The sequence below is a fragment of the Staphylococcus sp. MZ3 genome (assembly GCF_018622755.1).
Taxonomy (GTDB): Bacteria; Bacillota; Bacilli; order Staphylococcales; family Staphylococcaceae; genus Staphylococcus; species Staphylococcus aureus.
On the sequence record NZ_CP076026.1, the window covers coordinates 2,077,588 to 2,104,061 of the forward strand.

26 protein-coding genes and 1 pseudogene are annotated in these 26,474 nt (G+C 32.7%); 14 read left to right on the forward strand and 13 right to left on the reverse strand.

Going from position 1 to position 26,474, the window contains the following annotated elements; translation table 11 throughout:
- Positions 1-347: 347 nt before the first annotated feature.
- Positions 348-1,133, forward strand: coding sequence for a carbon-nitrogen family hydrolase (locus KI230_RS10160; RefSeq protein WP_000867940.1), 786 nt, complete (start codon positions 348-350; stop codon positions 1,131-1,133).
- Between the two features lie 596 nt (positions 1,134-1,729).
- Here KI230_RS10160 and hld read toward each other — a convergent pair.
- Positions 1,730-1,810 (reverse strand): delta-hemolysin, encoded by an 81-nt coding sequence (gene hld / locus KI230_RS13905; protein WP_000046022.1) that lies wholly within the window; start codon positions 1,808-1,810, stop codon positions 1,730-1,732.
- Between the two features lie 289 nt (positions 1,811-2,099).
- Between hld and agrB the strand changes: the two genes are divergently transcribed.
- From agrB to KI230_RS10190, 5 genes and pseudogenes are all read left to right on the forward strand, one after another.
- Positions 2,100-2,669 (forward strand): accessory gene regulator AgrB, encoded by a 570-nt coding sequence (gene agrB / locus KI230_RS10170; protein ID WP_001105707.1) that lies wholly within the window; start codon positions 2,100-2,102, stop codon positions 2,667-2,669.
- On the forward strand, positions 2,666-2,806 hold the full coding sequence (agrD, locus tag KI230_RS10175) for a cyclic lactone autoinducer peptide AIP-I precursor (RefSeq protein ID WP_001093929.1): 141 nt from the start codon (positions 2,666-2,668) through the stop codon (positions 2,804-2,806). The genes agrB and agrD overlap by 4 nt, the downstream gene beginning before the upstream one ends.
- Before the next feature lie 24 nt (positions 2,807-2,830).
- On the forward strand, positions 2,831-4,123 hold the full coding sequence (gene agrC, locus KI230_RS10180) for a quorum-sensing sensor histidine kinase AgrC (RefSeq protein ID WP_001789596.1): 1,293 nt from the start codon (positions 2,831-2,833) through the stop codon (positions 4,121-4,123).
- A gap of 18 nt (positions 4,124-4,141) precedes the next feature.
- The gene (agrA, locus tag KI230_RS10185) at positions 4,142-4,858 is read left to right on the forward strand and encodes a quorum-sensing response regulator AgrA (RefSeq protein WP_000688498.1); all 717 of its coding nucleotides are present in this window, start codon (positions 4,142-4,144) and stop codon (positions 4,856-4,858) included.
- A 71-nt stretch (positions 4,859-4,929) separates the two neighbouring features.
- Positions 4,930-5,039 (forward strand): annotated as a pseudogene (locus KI230_RS10190) (hypothetical protein).
- A 187-nt stretch (positions 5,040-5,226) separates the two neighbouring features.
- Here KI230_RS10190 and KI230_RS10195 read toward each other — a convergent pair.
- The 7 genes from KI230_RS10195 to KI230_RS10225 all read right to left on the reverse strand — a co-directional run bounded on the left by KI230_RS10195 (position 5,227) and on the right by KI230_RS10225 (position 12,709).
- Positions 5,227-6,186, reverse strand: a complete 960-nt coding sequence (locus KI230_RS10195) for a carbohydrate kinase family protein (protein WP_001253310.1) — start codon at positions 6,184-6,186, stop codon at positions 5,227-5,229.
- Positions 6,183-7,667 (reverse strand): sucrose-6-phosphate hydrolase, encoded by a 1,485-nt coding sequence (locus KI230_RS10200; RefSeq protein ID WP_000141416.1) that lies wholly within the window; start codon positions 7,665-7,667, stop codon positions 6,183-6,185. Before KI230_RS10200 ends, KI230_RS10195 begins: the two co-directional genes overlap by 4 nt.
- Before the next feature lie 148 nt (positions 7,668-7,815).
- Positions 7,816-8,766, reverse strand: coding sequence for a LacI family DNA-binding transcriptional regulator (locus KI230_RS10205; protein WP_000790325.1), 951 nt, complete (start codon positions 8,764-8,766; stop codon positions 7,816-7,818).
- Positions 8,767-8,948: 182 nt separating this feature from the next.
- Positions 8,949-10,199: an ammonium transporter gene (locus tag KI230_RS10210; protein ID WP_001052271.1), complete on the reverse strand. Its 1,251-nt coding sequence runs from the start codon at positions 10,197-10,199 to the stop codon at positions 8,949-8,951.
- Positions 10,200-10,406: 207 nt separating this feature from the next.
- Entirely contained in the window at positions 10,407-10,631 is a 225-nt protein-coding gene (locus KI230_RS10215) for a sulfurtransferase TusA family protein (RefSeq protein ID WP_000581077.1), read from the reverse strand.
- Between the two features lie 59 nt (positions 10,632-10,690).
- Complete coding sequence (locus KI230_RS10220) at positions 10,691-11,770, reverse strand: YeeE/YedE family protein (protein ID WP_045177640.1); 1,080 nt, start codon at positions 11,768-11,770, stop codon at positions 10,691-10,693.
- Between the two features lie 303 nt (positions 11,771-12,073).
- A complete protein-coding gene (locus KI230_RS10225; RefSeq protein ID WP_001283612.1) occupies positions 12,074-12,709 on the reverse strand; it encodes a redox-sensing transcriptional repressor Rex in 636 nt (211 codons plus the stop codon).
- Between the two features lie 252 nt (positions 12,710-12,961).
- Between KI230_RS10225 and KI230_RS10230 the strand changes: the two genes are divergently transcribed.
- Positions 12,962-14,890: an ABC-F family ATP-binding cassette domain-containing protein gene (locus KI230_RS10230; protein WP_000602053.1), complete on the forward strand. Its 1,929-nt coding sequence runs from the start codon at positions 12,962-12,964 to the stop codon at positions 14,888-14,890.
- 144 nt (positions 14,891-15,034) lie between these two features.
- On the opposite strand, the gene KI230_RS10235 is transcribed toward KI230_RS10230, so the two are convergent.
- On the reverse strand, positions 15,035-15,163 hold the full coding sequence (locus KI230_RS10235; RefSeq protein WP_001790685.1) for a hypothetical protein: 129 nt from the start codon (positions 15,161-15,163) through the stop codon (positions 15,035-15,037).
- An 88-nt stretch (positions 15,164-15,251) separates the two neighbouring features.
- Between KI230_RS10235 and KI230_RS10240 the strand changes: the two genes are divergently transcribed.
- Entirely contained in the window at positions 15,252-16,862 is a 1,611-nt protein-coding gene (locus tag KI230_RS10240) for a MutS family DNA mismatch repair protein (RefSeq protein ID WP_045177642.1), read from the forward strand.
- A gap of 101 nt (positions 16,863-16,963) precedes the next feature.
- Here KI230_RS10240 and tsaD read toward each other — a convergent pair whose 3' ends face one another.
- From tsaD to tsaE, 4 genes are read right to left on the reverse strand one after another with little or no spacing between them, the layout of a single operon-like run.
- Positions 16,964-17,989 (reverse strand): tRNA (adenosine(37)-N6)-threonylcarbamoyltransferase complex transferase subunit TsaD, encoded by a 1,026-nt coding sequence (gene tsaD / locus KI230_RS10245; RefSeq protein ID WP_000159038.1) that lies wholly within the window; start codon positions 17,987-17,989, stop codon positions 16,964-16,966.
- Positions 17,982-18,446 (reverse strand): ribosomal protein S18-alanine N-acetyltransferase, encoded by a 465-nt coding sequence (gene rimI / locus KI230_RS10250; protein WP_000372755.1) that lies wholly within the window; start codon positions 18,444-18,446, stop codon positions 17,982-17,984. The genes tsaD and rimI overlap by 8 nt, the downstream gene beginning before the upstream one ends.
- Positions 18,419-19,081 (reverse strand): tRNA (adenosine(37)-N6)-threonylcarbamoyltransferase complex dimerization subunit type 1 TsaB, encoded by a 663-nt coding sequence (tsaB, locus tag KI230_RS10255; RefSeq protein ID WP_001086736.1) that lies wholly within the window; start codon positions 19,079-19,081, stop codon positions 18,419-18,421. The genes rimI and tsaB overlap by 28 nt, the downstream gene beginning before the upstream one ends.
- Complete coding sequence (gene tsaE / locus KI230_RS10260; protein WP_000590798.1) at positions 19,062-19,523, reverse strand: tRNA (adenosine(37)-N6)-threonylcarbamoyltransferase complex ATPase subunit type 1 TsaE; 462 nt, start codon at positions 19,521-19,523, stop codon at positions 19,062-19,064. Before tsaE ends, tsaB begins: the two co-directional genes overlap by 20 nt.
- Before the next feature lie 37 nt (positions 19,524-19,560).
- On the opposite strand from tsaE, the gene KI230_RS10265 reads away from it, so the two are divergent.
- From KI230_RS10265 to KI230_RS10290, 6 genes are all read left to right on the forward strand, one after another.
- The gene (locus tag KI230_RS10265; RefSeq protein WP_001791591.1) at positions 19,561-19,716 is read left to right on the forward strand and encodes a hypothetical protein; all 156 of its coding nucleotides are present in this window, start codon (positions 19,561-19,563) and stop codon (positions 19,714-19,716) included.
- A 317-nt stretch (positions 19,717-20,033) separates the two neighbouring features.
- Positions 20,034-21,722, forward strand: coding sequence for a dihydroxy-acid dehydratase (gene ilvD / locus KI230_RS10270; RefSeq protein WP_001255780.1), 1,689 nt, complete (start codon positions 20,034-20,036; stop codon positions 21,720-21,722).
- A gap of 27 nt (positions 21,723-21,749) precedes the next feature.
- Positions 21,750-23,519 carry a biosynthetic-type acetolactate synthase large subunit gene (gene ilvB, locus KI230_RS10275; protein ID WP_000047810.1) on the forward strand — a complete coding sequence of 590 codons (1,770 nt, stop codon included), beginning with the start codon at positions 21,750-21,752 and terminating at the stop codon, positions 23,517-23,519.
- Entirely contained in the window at positions 23,519-23,773 is a 255-nt protein-coding gene (locus KI230_RS10280; protein WP_000196911.1) for an ACT domain-containing protein, read from the forward strand. The genes ilvB and KI230_RS10280 overlap by 1 nt, the downstream gene beginning before the upstream one ends.
- A 136-nt stretch (positions 23,774-23,909) precedes the next feature.
- Positions 23,910-24,914 carry a ketol-acid reductoisomerase gene (ilvC, locus tag KI230_RS10285; protein ID WP_001633966.1) on the forward strand — a complete coding sequence of 335 codons (1,005 nt, stop codon included), beginning with the start codon at positions 23,910-23,912 and terminating at the stop codon, positions 24,912-24,914.
- A gap of 29 nt (positions 24,915-24,943) precedes the next feature.
- Positions 24,944-26,473 carry a 2-isopropylmalate synthase gene (locus tag KI230_RS10290; RefSeq protein WP_214958263.1) on the forward strand — a complete coding sequence of 510 codons (1,530 nt, stop codon included), beginning with the start codon at positions 24,944-24,946 and terminating at the stop codon, positions 26,471-26,473.
- The last annotated feature ends 1 nt before the right edge of the window (position 26,474 follow it).

Genomic DNA, 26,474 nt, shown 5'->3' on the forward strand with positions numbered 1-26,474 from the left:
AGGAATGGGACAGAAATGATAAAGAATCATTAGTTATTCATTATGTAGTAGTTCTTACACATTAGCCGCTGCTAATGTGCACTTAAGAATAGGAATACATGAGTAAAACTCATGTATAAGAAATACTAATTTCTAAAGAAAAAGTATTTCTTTATGTTAGAGCCCACCCCAACTTGCATTGTCTGTAGAAATTGGTGTTCCAATTTCTCTATGTTGGGGCCCCATCAACTACTGTCAATATAACATTGTAGAGCCTAGGACTTTGATTTTATGTCCTGGGCTCGTTTTTTGCGTTTCAACATAACTTTTAGTAAGTTATATATAAGATCTATCAAGGATGTGATGTTATGAAAGTCCAAATTTATCAATTACCGATTATTTTTGGAGATAGTTCTAAAAATGAAGCTCAAATAACGCAATGGTTCGAAAAAAATATGAATGCTGAAGTAGATGTAGTCGTTTTACCTGAAATGTGGAATAATGGCTATGATTTAGAGCATTTAAATGAAAAAGCAGATAATAATCTAGGACAAAGTTTTTCATTTATTAAACATTTAGCTGAAAAATATAAAGTCGATATCGTAGCTGGGTCAGTTTCTAACATTAGAAACAATCAAATATTTAATACAGCTTTTAGTGTGAATAAAAGTGGCCAGCTAATTAATGAATACGACAAAGTTCATTTAGTTCCTATGTTAAGAGAGCATGAATTTTTAACTGCTGGCGAAAACGTAGCTGAACCCTTTCAATTGTCTGACGGTACTTATGTGACCCAACTTATCTGTTATGATTTACGTTTTCCAGAATTATTAAGATATCCTGCTCGCAGTGGTGCTAAAATTGCATTTTATGTGGCGCAATGGCCTATGTCACGTCTTCAACATTGGCATTCATTACTAAAGGCACGTGCAATTGAAAATAATATGTTTGTCATTGGAACTAATAGCACTGGATTCGATGGTAACACAGAATATGCTGGTCATTCGATAGTTATAAACCCAAATGGAGATTTAGTTGGAGAATTAAATGAATCCGCAGATATTTTGACTGTAGATTTAAACTTAAATGAAGTAGAACAGCAACGCGAAAATATACCTGTATTTAAAAGTATTAAATTAGATTTGTATAAATAAGAAGCGCCCGAAATAATATTTAACACATGTCATGACTAAACATAGATTTATGAGAGATTTTTCATAAGTCTATGTTTATTTTTTTATAATAGATAACTCAGTAAGAATCCATTTCGCCCTTTGCAAATGAATGATTTTCTTAATTAAATTGATTAATTTTTTGACCTTTTCCAACATTAGACTTATTCAAAAATTTTAACGGCGGGTCTCATAATGAGGATTAACTCATCCCTTCTTCATTACAAAAAAGGCCGCGAGCTTGGGAGGGGCTCACGACCATACTTATTATTAAGGGAATGTTTTACAGTTATTTTTTCAATCTATTTTTGGGGATGTTATTAATTATGAAAAAAATTTTATTTATCAAATAATGATAAATCGATGTTGTTTACGATAGCTTACATGCTAGAAATAATTATCTGTAATGATAATTAAGAAAAATACATAGCACTGAGTCCAAGGAAACTAACTCTACTAGCAAATGTTACTCACTTGCTAATTTTACATGGTTATTAAGTTGGGATGGCTTAATAACTCATACTTTTAGTACTATACGAAGATAACAAATTTACAATGAAAGTAATTAATTATTCATCTTATTTTTTAGTGAATTTGTTCACTGTGTCGATAATCCATTTTACTAAGTCACCGATTGTTGAAATGATATCTTGTGCCATTGAAATCACTCCTTCCTTAATTAAGATAAAAATTCTTAAAATTAAACAACTCATCAACTATTTTCCATCACATCTCTGTGATCTAGTTATATTAAAACATGCTAAAAGCATTTATTTTCCAATTTTTCTTAACTAGTCGTTTTTTATTCTTAACTGTAAATTTTTTTATGTTAAAATATTAAATACAAATTACATTTAACAGTTAAGTATTTATTTCCTACAGTTAGGCAATATAATGATAAAAGATTGTACTAAATCGTATAATGACAGTGAGGAGAGTGGTGTAAAATTGAATTATTTTGATAATAAAATTGACCAGTTTGCCACGTATCTTCAAAAGAGAAATAACTTAGATCATATTCAATTTTTGCAAGTACGATTAGGGATGCAGGTCTTAGCTAAAAATATAGGTAAATTAATTGTTATGTATACTATTGCCTATATTTTAAACATTTTTCTGTTTACGTTAATTACGAATTTAACATTTTATTTAATAAGAAGACATGCACATGGTGCACATGCACCTTCTTCTTTTTGGTGTTATGTAGAAAGTATTATACTATTTATACTTTTACCTTTAGTAATAGTAAATTTTCATATTAACTTTTTAATTATGATTATTTTAACAGTTATTTCTTTAGGTGTAATCTCAGTATATGCTCCTGCAGCAACTAAAAAGAAGCCCATTCCTGTGCGACTTATTAAACGAAAAAAATATTATGCGATTATTGTTAGTTTAACCCTTTTCATTATCACACTTATCATCAAAGAGCCATTTGCCCAATTCATTCAATTAGGCATCATAATAGAAGCTATTACATTATTACCTATTTTCTTTATTAAGGAGGACTTAAAATGAATACATTATTTAACTTATTTTTTGATTTTATTACTGGGATTTTAAAAAACATTGGTAACATCGCAGCTTATAGTACTTGTGACTTCATAATGGATGAAGTTGAAGTACCAAAAGAATTAACACAATTACACGAATAATTTAAATAGAGAGTGTGATAGTAGGTGGAATTATTAAATAGTTATAATTTTGTTTTATTCGTATTAACTCAAATGATATTAATGTTTACAATACCAGCTATAATTAGTGGTATTAAGTACAGTAAACTTGATTATTTTTTCATTATAGGAATTTCGACATTATCGTTATTTCTATTTAAAATGTTTGATAGCGCGTCCTTAATCATTTTAACTTCATTCATTATTATAATGTATTTTGTCAAAATCAAATGGTATTCTATTTTGTTGATTATGACTTCACAGATTATTCTGTACTGTGCTAACTACATGTATATTGTTATATATGCATATATCACCAAGATTTCTGATAGTATATTTGTAATATTCCCTAGCTTTTTTGTAGTTTATGTGACTATTAGTATACTATTCTCATATATAATAAATAGAGTTCTCAAAAAAATTAGCACACCATATCTAATACTAAACAAAGGATTTTTAATAGTTATTTCGACTATCTTACTGCTTACTTTTTCATTATTTTTCTTTTATTCACAAATAAACTCGGATGAAGCTAAAGTAATAAGGCAGTATTCTTTTATTTTTATTGGTATCACTATATTTTTAAGTATATTAACATTTGTTATTTCTCAATTTCTCCTTAAAGAGATGAAATATAAACGAAACCAGGAAGAAATTGAAACCTATTATGAATATACATTGAAGATTGAAGCTATCAACAACGAAATGCGCAAGTTCCGTCATGATTATGTCAATATCTTAACGACACTTTCAGAATACATTCGCGAAGATGACATGATTGGTCTACGCGCTTATTTCAATAAAAATATTGTACCTATGAAAGATAATTTGCAGATGAATGCTATTAAATTAAATGGTATCGAGAATCTTAAAGTACGTGAGATAAAAGGCTTAATTACTGCGAAAATTTTACGTGCACAAGAAATGAATATTCCGATTAGTATCGAAATACCCGATGAAGTAAGTAGCATTAACTTGAATATGATCGATTTAAGTCGCAGTATTGGTATTATTCTTGATAATGCAATTGAGGCATCAACTGAAATTGATGACCCTATCATTCGCGTTGCATTTATTGAAAGTGAAAATTCAGTAACGTTTATTGTTATGAATAAATGCGCTGATGATATACCACGCATTCATGAATTGTTCCAAGAAAGTTTTTCTACTAAAGGTGAAGGTCGTGGTTTAGGTCTATCAACTTTAAAAGAAATTGCTGATAATGCAGACAATGTCTTATTAGATACAATTATCGAAAATGGTTTCTTTATTCAAAAAGTTGAAATTATTAACAACTAGCCATAAGGATGTGAATGTATGAAAATTTTCATTTGCGAAGACGATCCAAAACAAAGAGAAAACATGGTTACCATTATTAAAAATTATATAATGATAGAAGAAAAGCCTATGGAAATTGCCCTCGCAACTGATAATCCTTATGAGGTGCTTGAGCAAGCTAAAAATATGAATGACATAGGCTGTTACTTTTTAGATATTCAACTTTCAACTGATATTAATGGTATCAAATTAGGCAGTGAAATTCGTAAGCATGACCCAGTTGGTAACATTATTTTCGTTACGAGTCACAGTGAACTTACCTATTTAACATTTGTCTACAAAGTTGCAGCGATGGATTTTATTTTTAAAGATGATCCAGCAGAATTAAGAACTCGAATTATAGATTGTTTAGAAACTGCACATACACGTTTACAATTATTATCAAGAGATAATAGCGTTGAAACGATTGAATTAAAACGTGGCAGTAATTCAGTGTATGTTCAATATGATGATATTATGTTTTTTGAATCATCAACAAAATCTCACAGACTCATTGCCCATTTAGATAACCGTCAAATTGAATTTTATGGTAATTTAAAAGAACTGAGTCAATTAGATGATCGTTTCTTTAGATGTCATAATAGCTTTGTCGTCAATCGCCATAATATTGAATCTATAGATTCGAAAGAGCGAATTGTCTATTTTAAAAATAAAGAACACTGCTATGCATCGGTGAGAAACGTTAAAAAAATATAATAAGATAATAAAGTCAGTTAACGGCGTATTCAATTGTAAATCTTGTTGGATTTTAACAAGATAACTAGCAAATGCACTGTATAGCTGGCTTTTTAATTGTTTAATAACAAAATTAAATATGACGCGTGAATTAAAAAATGATGTAACGTCTCTTTGTATACCTATTCCTATTACTACATAATTTATCAATTTCTATTTCACTCTACAATCCTATGGCGCAATTTTTAACAAAATATACTAAATTTGAAATCGACAGTTTCCTTAAATAAAATACTACAATTTCCTACCCCATGAATCTTATTTTGTTTTAAAAAACAGTGTAGCACAAGATTCAACTTGTTTCCTACACTGTTTTATAAATGAATTATTTAAAATGCTTGTTCAACCTCTTGTAATGTTGGCAAACTATTAATGGCACCATACTTCGTTGTCACTATTGCAGCAACGCGATTGCTAAACGCTAAAATTTCCTCACCTTCATTTTCAAATAACTGAGTTAAATTTAACACATCGGTTGCTAAAATCCTGCTAATAACTGCACCAATAAAAGCATCCCCTGCCCCAGTTGTATCAACAGGTTTTACCTTATAGCCACTATGATAATGATTATTACCATTTTTCAAATATACGGCAGCACCATCTGCTCCCTTCGTATAAATGACTACAGTAACATTACCTGTAAATAATGATTGAATGGCTTCATTTTCATCATGAATACCTGTAATAAATTCTAATTCTTCATCTGAAACTTTTACAATATGCGCCAATGGCAAAAAGGTATGAATAGTTTGTCTTAAATCTTCAGCGTTATCCCATAATGGCAATCTTACATTAGGATCAAATACGACAGTACCATTTGAATTTAATGTTTTGGTAATCAATTGATAATGTGCTTCTCTCATCGGACTATCGATCAAATCAACAGAACAAAAATGTACCACATCATTTTCATTCACATCAATATCATTCACAAAACTTGGTTCAAATAACATATCAGCAGAGGGCTTACGATAAAAAGAAAAATCTCGCTCGCCCGCTTCAGTCAAACTTACAAAAGCTAACGCAGTGTTGGCTTCATTCGTGCGATACACTTTTGATACATCTACACCAATACTTGATATCGTTTCAATAATGCTATCTCCAAATGCATCATTACCTAATTGTGTAATCATATACGCTTGTTGTCCTAACTTTTGAACTGTACAAGCTACATTGCATGGCGCGCCACCAATTTGCTTCGTAAATGTTTGAACATCTTTTAAATTCGCATTTGTAACATTTGGAATAAAATCAATTAACGCTTCTCCTATTGAAAATAGACGTCTCATTTATGTTCATCCTTTAAATCATATTTAGTAAATTGTAAATATACTTGCCCTGATTCTGTTGATGTTTTAATACCTAGTGCGTCTTCTGTCGGGAAAATTCGAGATGTCAAAACACGTTCTCCATCATTACAGAAAATTTCTATACTAGATGTATCAACAAAAATTTGTAATTGCTTTAATGGCGTGTCTAATATCGTACTACGCGTCGTACCTTCAACATTTGTCGGCAATAAACCACTGTCGCTGCGATCTAATGTTATTTTATTTTCACGCTTGTTATAAGCAATTAATGTTGAAGAAGTCTTAGATGTACGTAATTCAAAGTACACTTCGGTAGCATCATTATCCAAAATATCTATGATTAATTCATACTGTTTACCTTCATACGGATGTAATTTTCGAGTAAATTTATTTGCGTAGCCTAATGCTGTCTCTTTATTGTGACGTAATTTTTCCAACGCTGGATATGGACGTTGCTTAAGTTGACCATTTTCTACATTTAATACACGAGGAATTGTTAAGCAATGGGCCCATCCTTCATTATCAGTAGGATATTCGATTTCCGGTAACCCCATCCATCCAATTAGTACTCGTCGGCCTTTTTCATCTAAAAATGTTTGAGGTGCATAGAAATCAAAGCCATTATCAAGCTCGACAAAATTTTCATGTTCATATGTTAACTTTTCAATATCAAACTTTCCAAGTATATAACCACTTTGATAAATATTTTTGAACTGATCGCCTTTTGGTTCAATACCTTGTGGACAAATAAGTATGACATCTTGATTATCTACATTAAAGTAATCTGGGCATTCCCACATATATCCAAAATCATCCAACTCTGTATTTATTTCACCTAAATAATGCCAATTAATTATATCTTCAGTATTATAAAGTAATAATCGACCTTGCTGATTATTATTTTGTGCGCCAATGATCGCATAATATTTCTCATCATATTTAAAAACTTTAGGATCTCTAAAATGACTTGTATATCCTTCTGGTTGCTGGCTAATTACTGGCTTTGGAAACTTTTCAACTGAACCGTCTTCTTTCAGTCGTGCGATCATCTGACTTGCATGTCGTTGCCAATGATTATCTCGATGATTTCCTGTGTACATATAATATAAATGCCCGTTATATTCAAAAGCGCTACCGCTATATACACCATGGCTGTCATATTTAGTATCTGGATTTAAAATTGGCCCTTCAGCTTTAAAGTTTATTAAGTCATCACTCGTGTAGTTATACCAATACTTTAAGCCATGTACTGCGCCTAATGGGAACCATTGATGTGAAACATAATACTTCCCTTTATAAAAAATAAGTCCGTTGGGGTCATTTAATAAGCCTGTTTCTGGTTGTATATGAAATTGTTGACGAAATTTTGATTGATCAACTTGTTGTTTTAATGTTTTAAAATACTCAGTATCAACGTCCTCGATTCGTTGATAACGTTCTTCTCTAGTCCATTCGGTCATAATATTTACCCAGTCCTCCTTTTATAATTTATGCTGTTAACAATTTATATTCTATTATAGCAAATTTTACCTACGTTCTTTAACTTTTAACCTATCCATTTATAGTTATATGGTATCGGTTCCACATTTAATTTAAAAAATACAGCGTCTAAATATTAACATCTACTGTGACGCTATATGGCATATCTTGCTTTTTAAGCATCTGTTGTATCTCTTCCATCGCGCATTGGCCAGCTTCAAAATAATTATAATGAATTGTTTTTATCGATGGAGACACTAATTGTGTCATTGGGTCACCACCAAAACCATATATTTGATGTGGTTTCATAACATCTTTTTTATCAGAATAATATTTATAGGCAGCTAATGCAATCGTATCAGTTGCTCCAACAACCGCATCTACTTGCTCCACATTTTCCAAAACATTTGCAACATCTTTTTGTGCTTCCACATAAGTAAAATTTGTTTCATGTATATTAGGTTTAATTTGGTATTTAGCTAACTGGTCAAGTAAACCACGTTTTCTATGTATACCAACTGCAATATCTTTTTCACTTACGCTAAACACTTCAACTTGTTGATATCCCTGTTGACCAATCCATTCACCTATAATTTGACCTGCTTTATAATCATCATGCACAATACTATGAAGTTGTTCATGTTGTTGACCAACAATAACGATTGGTACATTCATTTTATTAATGACTTCAATATGTCTCTCTGTTATGTCTGTAGCCATTAAAACAATACCATCTACTTTACTGCGTGCTAATGTTTCAAGCGCTTGTATTTCTGCTTCGATATTTAATCCTGTATAATTTAAAATTAATTGTGATTCATATTTTTGGCATTGTTTTGCCAATCCTTTGATTGTTTCATCTACTGCATATGAATTCATTCTAGGTATAATGGCACCAATAAGGTGTGTTTGTCTCGCTCTTAAACTTTGAGCAAATTGATTCGGTTGATAGTCATGTTCTGCTATAATTTTTGTTAATTTTTCACTTGTTTTTTTACTGACAGATCCATTATTTAAAAATCTAGATACTGTACTTTTTGAAACGCCTGCCAATTTGGCAATATCAGATATATTTTTCATACTTATTCACCTATCATTATTTGTGACACTTAGCCTTATTTTAGCATATGTGTAACCGCTTTAAATAATATTTCTGCTTCTTTCATAAAAAGATTTCAAAATAAAACTTTTGTATAACAAAATGTCCCAACATCAACCTTTAGTTAAATGTCAGGACAATGAATATTCTATGTAAATATATTCTAATATCGAATATGTTTATTGAATCTATTTAGCTCACCTTCAAAGTAAGCATGTTCACCGTGAACAATCTTGTCTAATCCTATATTCGTTTCTTGTTCCGTAACAGATAATGGTGTAATTAATTTAATTACTTTCGCAATAATAAACGTCATGACTATACTAAAAATTACAACTGTTGTTACACATAATATTTGTACAAGTATAATATGTATGTCACCAGTATAAATAAAGCCATTCTCAATGTCAGGATTGGCTTTTTTACTTTGGAAAACTGCTGTTAAAACAGCACCAATAATACCACCAACACCATGAATACCAAATGCATCTAATGCATCATGATATTTTAGTTTTACCTTGATGTAATTAATGACAATATAACAACAGATACCTCCTATTAAAGCCATTATTGTTGCACTAAGATATGTTACATATCCTGCTGCAGGAGTAATGACAACTAATCCTGCTAATGCACCGAGTAAAAGTCCAAGTAAACTTGTCGTCTTTTTAAAAATATATTCTAAAATTAACCAACCTATAGCACCTGCACTGGCTGAAATGACAGTATTTGTAAATGCAAGCATCGCAATATTATCAAATGTAAAAGCACTACCTACATTAAATCCATACCAACCAATCCACACGAATATACCGCCAATCAACGTAATGATAAGATTATGTGGTGTTGATTCAGAATGTTTGTTTCCTTTTCCAATCATAATAGCTAATACTAAACCAGAAACACCTGATGTAATATGAACAACCGTACCTCCAGCGAAATCTAATACACCGAGTTTGTTAATCCAACCGCCGCCCCAAACCCAATGTGCTACTGGACTGTATACAAGAGCAGTCCATATTACTACGAATAATAAATAAGGAATAAACTTCATTTTCTCAGCGATTGAACCAGATAAAATAGAAATTGCAATCGTACAAAACATCATTTGAAATAACATAAACAAAGCGAAAGGAATATGTGGGCTAATATCTTCTTGAGTCGCAAAACCTACATGATTAAGAAAAGTATATTCCCAATTTCCGAACCATAAATTCCCATTCCCAAAACTAATTGTAAAACCAACTGTTATCCATACAAATGTAACAAGCACAATTGCTGCCATACTTTGCATGACAGTATTAAGCGCATTTTTAGATTGAACTAATCCACCATAAAATAAACTTAATCCTGGTGTCATTAGCCAAACTAATAATGTACACAAAAACATAAATATCGTATCGTTAAGATTCATACTTACCACTCCCTTGTTTTCATAATAATCTGACAATTTATAAAAAGCAAAAATGCGTTAAGTTTTATTACATCTTTTGGGATAAAATGTGCCACACTATATAAAAGTGATTTCATGAACTAAAACAAAAAAGACTACTTACTCACTTTTAAATTAGCGGAAGTAGCCATAGAATCTAACATCTATTTTATTGTTAAAATGATAACGTTAAACTTTTTGAATTGTAATTGTCCATGAAGCATTATCAATTTGTTCATAGTTTGTTACAGGATATCCATTTTCTGCTGCCCAATTTGGAATAGCTTCCGTCGCTTGCGTGCAATCAAAATCAATTTTTAATTCATCTCCAGATTGCAATGTTGCCATTTTCTTTTGCGCTTCAATTAACGGAAATGGACATACCATTCCTACTGTACCTAATTCGTGTATCATAATTATTTCTCCTTTTCCAATCACTTTTATTTGATCAACATCATTTGCATAATAATCTTCTATACTATTTGCGTTTGCTGTTTAACCTTTGCAGATTGTTGTTGTACTTTTTTCATTGGACGAACAAAGATAAAATGACTCATTGTCCATACACCAACTATCATTGATGCTAGCGCAATCCATCCTTGCCAAGTCATCGTTGCTGTTTCAACCAAACCGTTACCGATAGAACAACCACCAGCAACTGACGCACCAAATCCCATACATATGCCACCAATAGCACTGTTTCGTATTGTAATCTTATCTGGCAATCGCCATTTAAATTCTCTTGATCCTCTAGCTGCAATATATGAACCAATGAAAATTCCTAGAACTAAAAAGACACCCCAATCAATAAATTTAGTTTCACCTGTAATCAAAAAGTGTACTAAATTTGCTGATGGCGTTGTTATACCTAAACCGTCATTTCTTCCAGTTGATGCACTCATTGGCCAAGCTAAGAGTGCGATAAGTCCAATTACAATTGCTGCAATAAATGGATGGTATCGTTTTTCGAAAAGGTAATATCTAATACCTGTATAACGTTGCTTTAGTTTTGGAACAGCAACTCGAACTTTCTTATTATTGAGTGTTCTTACAACTAGAAAAATGGTGATTATAGTTAATATAACGACTAATCCCCAAAACGGAATGCCAGTTGTTTGAGACATATCACTATTTACATTCGTTGGTTGATTAATTTTATCCATTACTTGCTTTAAAATCCCTGTTTTAGTGATTGCTGCAGTAACAGCATATAATACTAATGCAATCCAACTACCAATTAGCCCTTCACCAGCGCGATACCAAGTACCTGTTGCACATCCTCCAGCCAATACTATTCCAATTCCAAAAATAAAAGAACCTATAATTGTTCCCAATATTGGAAAACTATGTGCAGGAATTTGTAAAATATCTGTTGCCGTCAAAATCAATAATCCTATACTTTGAATAGTAATAGCGATTAATAATGCATAGAACATCTTATTATTCTTTTGCACATACATATCTCGAAAGCCACCTGTTAAACAAAATCTTGTTCTTTGCATGACAAAACCTAAGAGTCCCCCGACAATTAAGCCACTAAAAATCATCCACATAATCCTAACCTCTCATTTCCGATAAGTTTAGTATGTATTATAGGTGATGATTTTCTTGTTTTCAACCTTATACACAATATTTTTGATATTTATATTATATTCATATAAGGAAGGCGATTAATTACGATTCATCATTATATCTCTACGTGTTAATTTATTAACCTATACTATATTTATCAACACAACAGTTTTTCCTTTCATTTTCAAACATAACAGAAAAAGCCTGAGACATACTTAGTCCCAGACTGTTCTATAATTAATTAAAGATATAACAAGGTTAATCATTCAAAGCTAACATCACATTTATTCACTGTAATTTTTCATAAAGAATAATAACGACTGTAATTCTATACCTAAGTCAATTTGATGTACTTGCACATCTGAAGGCGTATTAATTCTACCAGGAGTGAAGTTTAAAATACCTTTCACACCAGCTTGGACGAGTTCATCTGCAACTTTCTGTGCAACTCTTTCTGGTGTAGTTAGAATCACAACATCTATTTCTTCCTTCTTCAATGTTGTTATTAATTCATCGTTATCTTTAACAATAACGTTCCCTATTTTCTGGCCAATAACATCTTCTTTTACGTCAAACGCTTCTGTAATCGTCATATCGTCATGTATTGAAAAGTTATATGTGAGCAAAGCTTTCCCTAGGTTCCCAACTCCGACAATTGCGATTTTGATCATGTCACTCTCGCTTAGTTCAGATTTAAAGAAATCCAATAAACTATCTATATTATATCCGTACCCTTTTTTACCTAATTCGCCAAAATATGAAAAGTCACGACGAATTGTTGCCGAGTCAATTTGTAACGCATCGCTAATCGCTTTTGAATTTACACGATCTATACCTTTAGATTTTAATGAACTGACAAATCTATAATATAACGGCAAACGTTTTAAAGTTGCTCGAGGAATTTTAACTTGGTCACTCATTCGCTATTTCCTCCTTCGTGTTTGAATGAATTATATCTATGTATTCAAACGAGTTAGAGCGTAATTGTTAGATTATTAAAAAACAAATAATTGATTACAATGAATACCTAAATATTATACATTATTGAATTTTAAAAATAAATATCTTAGTTTCAAGACGGCGTTTTATACTGTAAAATGGTTATTAATGTAATAATTACGACTTTTTTCATAAGTTAATAAAATTTGAGAAAGACGAAAGGTGAAGATCGAATGATACTTTTACAACTCAATCATATATCAAAATCGTTCGATGGTGAAGATATATTTACTGATGTTGATTTTGAAGTAAAAACTGGTGAACGAATTGGTATCGTAGGAAGAAATGGCGCCGGTAAATCAACATTGATGAAAATTATAGCTGGCGTAGAAAACTATGATTCTGGAAATGTGTCAAAAATTAAAAACTTAAAACTAGGTTATTTAACTCAACAAATGACTTTAAATTCTAATGCAACAGTTTTTGAAGAAATGTCAAAACCATTTGAACATATTAAACGAATGGAAAGCTTAATCAAAGAAGAAACAGATTGGTTATCAAAACATGCAAATGATTACGATAGTGATACATATAAAACACATATGTCCCGTTATGAATCTTTATCGAATCAATTTGAACAATTAGAAGGGTATCAATATGAAAGTAAAATTAAAACAGTACTTCACGGGTTAAATTTTAGTGAAGAAGATTTCAATAAACCTATCAATGATTTTAGCGGTGGCCAAAAAACACGTTTATCTTTAGCTCAAATGCTATTAAACGAACCTGATTTATTACTTTTAGATGAACCTACTAACCACTTAGATTTAGAAACGACAAAGTGGCTTGAAGATTATCTACGTTATTTTAAAGGTGCAATCGTCATCATCAGCCATGATCGTTACTTTTTAGATAAAATAGTTACTCAAATTTATGATGTGGCTTTAGGTGATGTCAAACGCTATGTTGGTAATTACGAGGAATTTATACAGCAACGGGATTTATATTATCAAAAACGAATGCAAGAATATGAAAGTCAACAAGCAGAAATAAAACGATTAGAAACTTTTGTTGAGAAAAATATTACCCGTGCTTCAACAAGTGGAATGGCAAAAAGTAGACGTAAGATTTTAGAAAAAATGGAACGCATTGATAAACCAATGTTAGATGCCAAAAGTGCAAATATTCAATTTGGCTTTGACCGGAATACAGGTAATGACGTCATGCATGTAAAAAATTTAGAAATCGGTTATCAAACTGCAATTACCAAACCTATCAGTATAGAGGTCTCTAAAGGCGATCATATAGCAATCATTGGGCCAAATGGTATTGGAAAATCGACCTTAATTAAAACTATTGCTAATCAACAAAAAGCGCTTAATGGCGATATTACTTTCGGCGCAAATTTACAAATTGGTTATTATGATCAAAAACAAGCAGAATTTAAATCTAGTAAAACGATTTTAGATTATGTGTGGGATCAATATCCGTTAATGAATGAAAAAGATATTCGTGCAGTTCTTGGTCGTTTCTTATTTGTACAAGACGATGTTAAAAAGATAATTAATGATTTATCTGGTGGTGAAAAAGCACGTTTACAACTAGCACTACTTATGTTGCAACGTGACAATGTACTTATTTTAGATGAACCTACCAACCACCTCGATATAGATTCAAAAGAAATGTTAGAGCAAGCACTCCAACATTTTGAAGGAACAATACTATTTGTTTCCCATGATCGTTACTTTATTAACCAATTAGCAAACAAGGTATTTGATTTAACAATTGATGGCGGAAAGATGTATTTAGGAGATTATCAATATTACATTGAAAAAGTTGAGGAAGCGGAAGCGTTGAAAGCGCACCAAGAAGAACAGTCAGTTAACGTACAAGCACATGAAAAGTCTATGGAACAATCGTCGTATCATAACCAAAAAGAACAAAGACGTGAACAACGCAAACTTGAACGACAAATATCCGAGTGTGAAAATGAAATAGAAACTTTAGAGACTACTATCTTACAAATAGACGAGCAATTAACCCAACCAGAAGTTTATAACAATCCACAAAAAGCAAACGAATTAGCTATCCAAAAACAAGATAGCGAACAAAAATTAGAACACGCTATGTCTAAATGGGAAGAATTACAACAAAAACTATAAAAATATACATAACTCTAACTGTAAAATCGCTATAGTTAGAGTTATTTTTTTACAAATTTTAAATTTTTTTATTCACAATAAAAACGCTGATATTATAGCTATCCACAGAGTTATCCTAGTTATCCACAAGTAAATTAACACTAATCAATCATTTATTTTCTGTTTTCCCACCTGATATCCACAATAAATGACGTTATCAACACCTTTTATCCACAAGTTATTCACTCTTTGTTGATAAGTACGCATGTTCTCTATTGACATTGTTTTTATCAAAATTCATTGTTAAGACATTTTCTTTATGAAATAATAATAATATTGAAGTATATTTTTATTATTATTAAAAATAAATAAGGAGATACTTATGAGCACAAATCAAACATTTTTAATATTTGTTATAGCAATTATTCTACTTACATCTGTAATAGGAATTGTTGGACGATACATGAGTCGTCAACGTCTATTAAAATCTATGGAAACATTATGGCAAACGATTTCTCCATTAGAAGCTTTTATCAGACCGAACTCACATTTCGACTATGAGTATAAGCTCTACAAGGAAAAATTTGAATCACATTCATTAGTTGATGATAAAACTTGGTCCGACTTAAATATGAATGCAATCTTTCATAAGATGAATTATAATTTAACAGCTATTGGTGAAATGAAACTATATGCCTGTTTACGTGGAATGCTTTCAATTACGAACAAATCATTACTTAGTTTATTTAATGATAATGCTGAATTTAGAAAAAACGTAACATATCATTTAGCTTTGATTGGTAAAACTGTTTATCCAACATTTCCAGACCAAATCACACCTGTAAAACGTCAAAATATATTGTTTCTATGCCCGTTTTTACCAGTTATCTCATTTGCAGTTATATTTATTAATTCACAAGTTGGTATTTTATTATTTCTTATGAGTTGCCTATTTAATATCATTTTATCAGCAACTTTAAAGCGTACATATGAGGATGACTTAAAATCTATCTTTTATGCATCCAATGTTTTAAAACAAGGCTATACTATCTCAAAAATTAAACATGCTCCACAACCTGAAGTCAATTTTAAGCAATTTAGAACAGCACGTCATTTAACGAGTGTTTTAGCTGAAGTTAATGATGAAGATATCGGAGCTATGGTAATTAAACTAGTTAAACTTATTTTCATGCTTGATTATGTTTTATTTCATTCAATTCAAAAAAGCTATACAACACATATGAATGAGCTTAAAAATTGTTTCGATTACATAGCTGAATTAGATAATCATTATGCATTAGCAATGTATCCTAGAACGCTAGAATGTTATACTGAACCACAAATTGATGATTCAAATGATGGCATAGTATTCTCTGAGTTAACACATCCACTCATAGCAGATGCAGTAGCCAATGATTTCTCACTATCACAAAATATACTGTTAACTGGGTCTAATGCTTCGGGTAAATCAACATTTATGAAATCCATAGCAATAAACATTATTCTTGCATCGGCTATACAAACAGTTACCGCAAGCAAATTTGTATATCAACCTGGAATTGTGTTCACGTCAATGGCAAATGCCGATGATGTGTTATCAGGCGATAGTTATTTTATGGCTGAATTAAAATCTATTAAGCGTATTGTTGAAATTCCAGATAATCAAAAAATATACTGCTTTATAGATGAAATTTTTAAAGGTACCAACACAACTGAACGAATTGCCGCTTCAGAATCAGTACTATCATTTTTACATGAAAAATCTAACTTTAGAGTTATTGCAGCAACACATGATATTGAGTTGGCTGAACTCTTAAAACAACGTTATGAAAATTATCATTTCAATGAGGTAATAGAAAATAATAACATACATTTTGATTACAAAATTAAGCCTGGCAAAGCAAATACACGTAATGCCATCGAATTATTAAAAATCACTTCATTTCCAGCAAAAATATATGAACGAGCAAAAGATAATGTCCCGAAAATTTAGCATTTAACTTTAAATATAAAAACGTCAGCTATCACATGACAGAAGACTATGAACAGTTTCAATAATGTTCATCGTAATCATGTTAATAACTGACGTTTATTTTATTCTGCAGAATACTCTTCTAAATCTATATTGCTGTGCCCATTTAATGCTAAATCAGCAAATCGACCTTGCTGATACAAATAGTGGCCGGCAACGCCTATCATTGCAGCATTATCTGTGCATAATTTAGGACTTGGGATAGTTAATTGAATGTCATTGACTTTGCATTGATCCGCTAAAGATTGACGTAATCCTTTATTACTCGCCACGCCACCAGCAACAATTAATCGCTGAACACCATATTCTTTACAAGCTTGAATAGCTTTAAACGTAAGCACCTCTACAACACTATTTTGAAAGCTCGTTGCTACGTTAGCTTCAATGATTGGAATATTTTTTTGTCGTTGATTGTGAAGTTGATTGATTACGGCACTTTTCAACCCACTAAAACTAAAATCATAACTATCTTTATCCAACCAAACACGAGGGAATGAATAAGTATCTTCACCTTCAGCAGCCAACCGATCAACTTGTGGACCACCTGGATAATTTAAACCAATTGTTCGTGCCACTTTATCATAAGCCTCACCTACTGCGTCATCTCGTGTTTCACCAATGACTTCAAATGATAAATGATCCTTCATATAAACTAATTCAGTATGTCCACCTGAAACAATAAGTGCAATTAGCGGGAATGTTAATGGCTCTTCTATGTGATTAGCATATATATGTCCTGCAATATGATGAACAGGAATAAGTGGCTTATCGTAAGCAAATGCCAATGCTTTGGCTGCATTAACACCTATTAGTAACGCACCAATAAGTCCAGGGCCTTCTGTAACCGCTATGGCATCAATATCTTCTATTGATACATCGGCATCCACTAGAGCCTCGTTTATTGTTGTTGTTATACCTTCAACGTGATGTCTACTTGCCACTTCGGGAACGACACCGCCAAATCGTTTATGACTTTCAATCTGACTTAAAACTGTATTTGATAAAATATCTCTGCCATTTTTTATAACACTAACGCTTGTTTCATCACAACTTGTTTCAACAGCTAGTATTAATATATCTTTAGTCATTTAAATTCACCCACATAACCATTGCGTCCTCACCTTCACCATAATAATTTTTACGTTTACCACCATATTGAAATCCTAAATTTTCATATACATGTTGTGCCACTTTATTATTAACTCTTACTTCTAAACTCATCACATCACAAGTGTGACTTGCATAGTTTATTCCGTATTTTAAAAGCATTTGACCTAAACCATAGCCTCTATAATTATCATCGATTGCAACTGTTGTAATTTGAGCTTGATCGATAACAATCCATAAACCTAAATAACCAATAATTTGTTGTTCAAATTCTAAGACAAAATATTTCGCAAAGTTATTTTGCTCTATTTCATGATAAAATGCGTCAATTGTCCAAGAACTGTCATTGAAACTCCGACGCTCAATATCAAAGACTTGTGGCACATCTTCTTTAGTCATCTCTCTAATGTTTAATTGTTCTTTTGACTGTTGATCCAATTTCGTTCCGCCTCAGCTAATTTATGGTATTTAGGAGTAAATGTATGTACGTCTGAAGGTTTATCTATCAATTGATACATGACTGATGCATTTGGTAGCTGCGCAATCACTTCACCTTGTAATTCATCTTGTAATTTTATAGTATCTTTCCCAATATAAATAAATGGTTGGTTTAAATCTTCTAAAAAAGCTCGCAATGCCTCTATCGACATATATTGATCTTCTAAAATAGTCACTAATTGACCATTTTGCCACTGGAATATGCCTGTATAAACTGCTTGTCGTCTTGCATCAAACACAGGAACCAATAATTTATCAGTATGGTCGATTGTTGCTGCCAATGCCTTTAATGATGAAACACCATATAATTTAACATCTAACGCATACGCTAATGTTTTAGCAACAGTAACACCGATACGTAAGCCAGTATATGAACCAGGACCTTCAGCAACAATAATCGCATCTAATTGCTGTTTAGCTATTTTGCTCTGCTCAAATAGCTGACTAATCGCAGGCATTAATTGCACTGAATGATTTTGTTTAGAATCCGTAGTTATTTCAGCTAAAACTTCATCGTTTTGCATCAATGCTACTGATAATGGTTGATTCGATGTATCAATGAGCAGCGAATTCATGAATAATTGCCTCCTTAATTTGTTCATAATGTTCTCCTTGCGCGAACAACTCAATTTGTCTTGTATTTTCAGATATTGTTGAAATATTAATAGATAAATGCGTCGCTGGAAGTAAATCTTTTATAAATTGACTCCATTCAATAACAGTAATTGCCTGATCTTCGAAAAATTCATCAAATCCTAAATCTTCATCAGAATCTTCTAAGCGATAACAATCCATATGATGCAATTTTAAATTTTTACCCCTATATGATTTAATGATGTTAAATGTCGGGGAATTAATCGTACGTCTTACACCAAGAGCTTTTCCTATAAATTGCGTTAACGTTGTTTTACCTGCTCCTAAATCTCCGTTAAGTAAAATCAAATCACCACTTTTCAATTGCTCAACTAAAAATATAGCAAATTGATTCATTTCATCTAAATTATTTATCTTTATCAATGTTGATTCTCCTATATTATGCTTTTCATTCATAAAAATGATTATCCATTGTTCAATCGTATCTAACTTTATATTTAACCTTTATATTGTAACAAATTTCAACTTAAATTTCTTATCTTTGAAACAGATTATCTCTTCAAAGTTAATTGTAAGAAAATTTAAAATATTTGTTGACATACTAAAGCAGATATAGTAAATTAAATTTATCAAATTTTTAGACAATTCTAACTATTAAAGTGATATATACCATTCACGGAAGGAGTATAATAAAATGCTTAATCAATATACTGAACATCAACCGACAACTTCAAATATTATTATTTTATTATACTCTTTAGGACTCGAACGTTAGTAAATATTTACTAAACGCTTTAAGTCCTATTTCTGTTTGAATGGGACTTGTAAACGTCCCAATAATATTGGGACGTTTTTTTATGTTTTATCTTTCAATTACTTATTTTTATTACTATAAAACATGATTAATCATTAAAATTTACGGGGGAATTTACTATGCGAAGCGACATGATCAAAAAAGGAGATCACCAAGCACCAGCAAGAAGTCTTTTACATGCCACGGGCGCGCTAAAAAGTCCAACTGATATGAACAAACCATTTGTAGCTATTTGTAACTCTTATATTGATATTGTTCCTGGACATGTTCACTTGAGAGAGCTTGCAGATATAGCTAAAGAAGCAATTAGAGAAGCCGGTGCCATTCCATTTGAATTCAATACAATTGGTGTTGATGATGGAATAGCTATGGGACATATCGGAATGCGATATTCTCTACCATCACGTGAAATTATTGCAGATGCAGCTGAAACTGTAATTAACGCTCATTGGTTTGACGGCGTATTTTACATTCCTAATTGTGACAAGATTACACCCGGTATGATTTTAGCAGCCATGAGGACAAACGTACCAGCTATCTTTTGCTCTGGTGGACCAATGAAAGCTGGCTTATCTGCACATGGAAAAGCATTAACACTTTCATCAATGTTTGAAGCAGTCGGCGCATTTAAAGAAGGATCGATTTCTAAAGAAGAATTTTTAGATATGGAACAAAATGCCTGCCCTACTTGTGGTTCATGTGCTGGGATGTTTACTGCAAATTCAATGAACTGTTTGATGGAAGTTTTAGGTCTAGCATTACCATACAACGGTACTGCACTTGCAGTCAGTGATCAGCGACGAGAAATGATTCGCCAAGCAGCTTTTAAATTAGTTGAAAATATTAAAAATGATTTAAAACCACGTGATATCGTTACTCGCGAAGCAATTGATGATGCATTTGCACTTGATATGGCTATGGGTGGTTCAACAAACACGGTACTGCATACGTTAGCCATTGCCAATGAAGCTGGTATTGATTATGACTTAGAGCGCATTAATGCTATTGCCAAACGCACGCCATATTTATCAAAAATAGCACCTAGTTCATCGTATTCAATGCATGATGTGCATGAAGCTGGTGGCGTCCCAGCAATTATTAATGAATTGATGAAGAAAGATGGCACGTTACACCCAGATAGAATCACAGTTACTGGCAAAACGTTACGTGAAAATAACGAAGGCAAAGAAATTAAGAACTTTGATGTCATTCACCCTCTTGATGCACCATATGATGCACAAGGCGGTTTATCTATCTTATTTGGTAATATCGCCCCTAAAGGCGCAGTTATTAAAGTTGGCGGCGTTGATCCATCTATCAAAACATTTACTGGGAAAGCAATTTGTTTCAATTCGCATGATGAAGCTGTTGAAGCAATAGACAATCGTACCGTTCGTGCAGGCCACGTCGTTGTCATTAGATATGAAGGACCTAAAGGTGGACCAGGTATGCCTGAAATGTTAGCACCTACTTCCTCTATTGTTGGTCGCGGCTTAGGTAAAGATGTTGCATTAATTACTGATGGGCGTTTTTCCGGTGCCACAAGAGGTATTGCAGTTGGTCATATTTCCCCTGAAGCTGCATCTGGTGGACCAATTGCCTTAATTGAAGATGGAGATGAGATTACTATTGATTTAACAAATCGTACATTAAACGTAAACCAGCCTGAAGATGTTCTAGCGCGTCGCCGAGAATCTTTAACACCGTTTAAAGCGAAAGTAAAAACAGGTTATCTAGCTCGTTATACTGCCCTAGTAACTAGCGCAAATACAGGTGGCGTCATGCAAGTCCCTGAGAATTTAATTTAATTTATTTTTATATTGGAGATGGTTAAAATGTCTAAAACTCAACATGAAGTAAACCAAAATATTGACCCTTTAAAAATGGCTGAATCACTTGAACTTGAACAACTAAATGAAAAAACTTTAAATGACATGCGTTCAGGATCAGAAGTGCTAGTAGAAGCTCTACTTAAAGAAAATGTGGATTATTTATTCGGTTATCCTGGTGGTGCCGTACTACCTTTATACGACACATTTTATGATGGTAAAATCAAACATATTTTAGCAAGACACGAACAAGGTGCTGTTCATGCTGCAGAAGGTTATGCACGTGTATCTGGTAAAACTGGCGTCGTTGTAGTTACAAGCGGTCCAGGTGCAACTAATGTAATGACAGGTATTACGGATGCACATTGCGACTCTTTACCTCTAGTTGTATTCACTGGACAAGTTGCTACACCAGGCATTGGTAAAGATGCATTCCAAGAAGCGGATATTCTATCTATGACTTCACCAATTACAAAACAAAATTATCAAGTGAAACGTGTTGAAGATATCCCTAAAATCGTACACGAAGCTTTCCATGTAGCTAATTCTGGACGCAAAGGTCCTGTAGTGATTGATTTTCCAAAAGATATGGGTGTTTTAGCTACAAATGTGGATTTATGCGACGAAATCAATATTCCAGGTTATGAAGTTGTTACAGAACCAGAAAATAAAGACATTGACACTTTCATCTCACTTTTAAAAGAAGCGAAAAAGCCTGTCGTATTAGCCGGCGCAGGTATTAATCAATCAAAATCAAATCAATTATTAACACAGTTTGTTAATAAACATCAAATCCCAACAGTTACTACTTTACTAGGTCTAGGTGCTGTACCTTATGAGGATACACTATTTTTAGGTATGGGAGGTATGCATGGTTCTTATGCTAGTAACATGGCATTAACTGAGTGTGATTTACTCATTAATTTAGGTAGCCGCTTCGATGATAGATTAGCAAGCAAACCTGATGCCTTTGCACCTAACGCCAAAATTGTACATGTAGATATTGATCCTTCAGAAATCAATAAAGTTATTCATGTAGATTTAGGTATTATTGCAGACTGTAAAAGATTTTTAGAATGTTTAAATGATAAAAATGTTGAGACTATAGAACACAGTGACTGGGTTAAACATTGTCAAAATAATAAGCAGAAACACCCATTTAAACTTGGTGAAGAAGATCAAGTATTTTGTAAGCCACAACAAACAATCGAATATATCGGCAAAATTACAAATGGTGAAGCAATTGTTACTACAGACGTGGGACAACATCAAATGTGGGCAGCTCAATTTTATCCATTTAAAAATCACGGACAATGGGTTACAAGCGGTGGTTTAGGAACAATGGGATTCGGTATTCCTTCGTCAATTGGTGCCAAATTAGCTAATCCTGATAAAACAGTCGTATGTTTCGTCGGTGACGGTGGTTTCCAAATGACAAACCAAGAAATGGCACTTTTACCCGAATATGGTTTAGATGTCAAAATCGTACTAATCAATAATGGAACATTAGGTATGGTTAAACAATGGCAAGATAAGTTCTTTAATCAACGCTTCTCACACTCAGTATTTAATGGTCAACCTGATTTTATGAAAATGGCAGAAGCATATGGCGTCAAAGGTTTCTTAATCGATAAGCCAGAACAACTGGAAGAACAATTAGATGCAGCGTTTGCTTATCAAGGACCAGCTTTAATTGAGGTTCGTATTTCCCCTACTGAAGCTGTAACCCCAATGGTTCCGAGTGGCAAATCAAATCATGAAATGGAGGGCTTATAATGACAAGAATTCTTAAATTACAAGTTGCGGATCAAGTCAGCACGCTAAATCGAATTACAAGTGCTTTTGTTCGCCTACAATATAATATCGATACATTACATGTTACACATTCTGAACAACCTGGGATTTCTAACATGGAAATTCAAGTCGATATTCAAGATGATACATCACTTCATATATTAATTAAAAAATTAAAACAACAAATTAATGTTTTAACGGTTGAATGCTACGACCTTGTTGATAACGAAGCTTAATTTTAAGACAAAGGCAATGATGCGCTAATTAGTTATAGATAAATCATAGGCTGCTAGTTAACATCTGCCACTATTACAAAGTTATATTTCAGAATTTTCGAAAAACAAAATATTTAATTATTTGGAGGAATTTATTATGACAACAGTTTATTATGATCAAGATGTAAAAACGGACGCTTTACAAGGCAAAAAAATTGCAGTAGTAGGTTATGGATCACAAGGTCACGCGCATGCACAAAACTTAAAAGACAATGGATATGATGTAGTCATCGGCATTCGCCCAGGTCGTTCTTTTGACAAAGCTAAAGAAGATGGATTTGATGTGTTCCCTGTTGCAGAAGCAGTTAAGCAAGCTGATGTAATTATGGTGCTATTACCTGATGAAATTCAAGGTGATGTATACAAAAACGAAATTGAACCAAATTTAGAAAAATATAATGCGCTTGCATTTGCTCATGGCTTTAACATTCATTTTGGTGTTATTCAACCACCAGCTGATGTTGATGTATTTTTAGTAGCTCCTAAAGGACCGGGTCATTTAGTTAGACGTACATTTGTTGAAGGTTCTGCTGTACCATCACTATTTGGTATTCAACAAGACGCTTCAGGTCAAGCACGTAATATTGCTTTAAGTTATGCAAAAGGTATTGGTGCAACTCGTGCAGGTGTTATTGAAACAACATTTAAAGAAGAAACTGAGACAGATTTATTTGGTGAACAAGCAGTACTTTGCGGTGGTGTATCGAAATTAATTCAAAGTGGCTTTGAAACATTAGTAGAAGCGGGTTATCAACCAGAATTAGCTTATTTTGAAGTATTACATGAAATGAAATTAATCGTTGATTTGATGTATGAAGGCGGTATGGAAAATGTACGTTACTCAATTTCAAATACTGCTGAATTTGGTGACTATGTTTCAGGACCACGTGTTATCACACCAGATGTTAAAGAAAATATGAAAGCTGTATTAACTGATATCCAAAATGGTAACTTCAGTAATCGCTTTATCGAAGACAATAAAAATGGATTCAAAGAATTTTATAAATTACGCGAAGAACAACATGGTCATCAAATTGAAAAAGTTGGTCGTGAATTACGCGAAATGATGCCTTTTATTAAATCTAAAAGCATTGAAAAATAAGATAGACCTACAATGAGGAGTTGTTAAATATGAGTAGTCATATTCAAATTTTTGATACGACACTAAGAGACGGTGAACAAACACCAGGAGTGAATTTTACTTTTGATGAACGCTTGCGTATTGCATTGCAATTAGAAAAATGGGGTGTAGATGTTATTGAAGCTGGATTTCCTGCTTCAAGTACAGGTAGCTTTAAATCTGTTCAAGCAATTGCACAAACATTAACAACAACGGCTGTATGTGGTTTAGCTAGATGTAAAAAATCTGACATCGATGCTGTATATGAAGCAACAAAAGATGCAGCGAAGCCGGTCGTGCATGTTTTTATAGCAACATCACCTATTCATCTTGAACATAAACTTAAAATGTCTCAAGAAGACGTTTTAGCATCTATTAAAGAACATGTCACATACGCGAAACAATTATTTGACGTTGTTCAATTTTCACCTGAAGATGCAACGCGTACTGAATTACCATTCTTAGTGAAATGTGTACAAACTGCCGTTGACGCTGGAGCTACAGTTATTAATATTCCTGATACAGTCGGCTACAGTTACCATGATGAATATGCACATATTTTCAAAACCTTAACAGAATCTGTAACATCTTCAAATGAAATTATTTATAGTGCTCATTGCCATGACGATTTAGGAATGGCTGTTTCAAATAGTTTAGCTGCAATTGAAGGCGGTGCGAGACGAATTGAAGGCACTGTAAATGGTATTGGTGAACGAGCAGGTAATGCAGCACTTGAAGAAGTCGCGCTTGCACTATACGTTCGAAATGATCATTATGGTGCTCAAACTGCTCTTAATCTCGAAGAAACTAAAAAAACATCGGATTTAATTTCAAGATATGCAGGTATTCGAGTGCCTAGAAATAAAGCAATTGTTGGCCAAAATGCATTTAGTCATGAATCAGGTATTCACCAAGATGGCGTATTAAAACATCGTGAAACATATGAAATTATGACACCTCAACTTGTTGGTGTAAGCACGACTGAACTTCCATTAGGAAAATTATCTGGTAAACACGCCTTCTCAGAGAAGTTAAAAGCATTAGGTTATGGCATTGATAAAGAAGCGCAAATAGATTTATTTAAACAATTCAAGGCCATTGCGGACAAAAAGAAATCTGTTTCAGATAGAGATATTCATGCGATTATTCAAGGTTCTGAGCATGAGCATCAAGCACTTTATAAATTGGAAACACTGCAACTACAATATGTCTCTAGCGGCCTTCAAAGTGCTGTTGTTGTTGTTAAAGATAAAGAGGGTCATATTTACCAGGATTCAAGTATTGGTACTGGCTCAATCGTAACAATTTACAATGCAGTTGATCGTATTTTCCAGAAAGAAACAGAATTAATTGATTATCGTATTAATTCTGTCACTGAAGGTACTGATGCCCAAGCAGAAGTACATGTAAATTTATTGATTGAAGGTAAGACTGTCAATGGCTTTGGTATTGATCATGATATTTTACAAGCCTCTTGTAAAGCATACGTAGAAGCACATGCTAAATTTGCAGCTGAAAATGTTGAGAAGGTAGGTAATTAAT

What these genes read in the sequence shown, in the direction of transcription:
- KI230_RS10160 (WP_000867940.1), top strand. Translation starts at nt 348, where the DNA reads ATGAAAGTCCAAATTTATCAATTACCGATTATTTTTGGAGATAGTTCT.
- hld (WP_000046022.1), bottom strand. Translation starts at nt 1,810, where the DNA reads ATGGCACAAGATATCATTTCAACAATCGGTGACTTAGTAAAATGGATT.
- agrD (WP_001093929.1), top strand. Translation starts at nt 2,666, where the DNA reads ATGAATACATTATTTAACTTATTTTTTGATTTTATTACTGGGATTTTA.
- agrA (WP_000688498.1), top strand. Translation starts at nt 4,142, where the DNA reads ATGAAAATTTTCATTTGCGAAGACGATCCAAAACAAAGAGAAAACATG.
- KI230_RS10195 (WP_001253310.1), bottom strand. Translation starts at nt 6,186, where the DNA reads ATGAGACGTCTATTTTCAATAGGAGAAGCGTTAATTGATTTTATTCCA.
- KI230_RS10200 (WP_000141416.1), bottom strand. Translation starts at nt 7,667, where the DNA reads ATGACCGAATGGACTAGAGAAGAACGTTATCAACGAATCGAGGACGTT.
- KI230_RS10205 (WP_000790325.1), bottom strand. Translation starts at nt 8,766, where the DNA reads ATGAAAAATATATCTGATATTGCCAAATTGGCAGGCGTTTCAAAAAGT.
- KI230_RS10210 (WP_001052271.1), bottom strand. Translation starts at nt 10,199, where the DNA reads ATGAATCTTAACGATACGATATTTATGTTTTTGTGTACATTATTAGTT.
- KI230_RS10215 (WP_000581077.1), bottom strand. Translation starts at nt 10,631, where the DNA reads ATGATACACGAATTAGGTACAGTAGGAATGGTATGTCCATTTCCGTTA.
- KI230_RS10220 (WP_045177640.1), bottom strand. Translation starts at nt 11,770, where the DNA reads ATGTGGATGATTTTTAGTGGCTTAATTGTCGGGGGACTCTTAGGTTTT.
- KI230_RS10225 (WP_001283612.1), bottom strand. Translation starts at nt 12,709, where the DNA reads ATGAGTGACCAAGTTAAAATTCCTCGAGCAACTTTAAAACGTTTGCCG.
- KI230_RS10230 (WP_000602053.1), top strand. Translation starts at nt 12,962, where the DNA reads ATGATACTTTTACAACTCAATCATATATCAAAATCGTTCGATGGTGAA.
- KI230_RS10240 (WP_045177642.1), top strand. Translation starts at nt 15,252, where the DNA reads ATGAGCACAAATCAAACATTTTTAATATTTGTTATAGCAATTATTCTA.
- tsaD (WP_000159038.1), bottom strand. Translation starts at nt 17,989, where the DNA reads ATGACTAAAGATATATTAATACTAGCTGTTGAAACAAGTTGTGATGAA.
- tsaB (WP_001086736.1), bottom strand. Translation starts at nt 19,081, where the DNA reads ATGAATTCGCTGCTCATTGATACATCGAATCAACCATTATCAGTAGCA.
- KI230_RS10265 (WP_001791591.1), top strand. Translation starts at nt 19,561, where the DNA reads ATGATTATCCATTGTTCAATCGTATCTAACTTTATATTTAACCTTTAT.
- ilvD (WP_001255780.1), top strand. Translation starts at nt 20,034, where the DNA reads ATGCGAAGCGACATGATCAAAAAAGGAGATCACCAAGCACCAGCAAGA.
- ilvB (WP_000047810.1), top strand. Translation starts at nt 21,750, where the DNA reads ATGTCTAAAACTCAACATGAAGTAAACCAAAATATTGACCCTTTAAAA.
- KI230_RS10280 (WP_000196911.1), top strand. Translation starts at nt 23,519, where the DNA reads ATGACAAGAATTCTTAAATTACAAGTTGCGGATCAAGTCAGCACGCTA.
- ilvC (WP_001633966.1), top strand. Translation starts at nt 23,910, where the DNA reads ATGACAACAGTTTATTATGATCAAGATGTAAAAACGGACGCTTTACAA.
- KI230_RS10290 (WP_214958263.1), top strand. Translation starts at nt 24,944, where the DNA reads ATGAGTAGTCATATTCAAATTTTTGATACGACACTAAGAGACGGTGAA.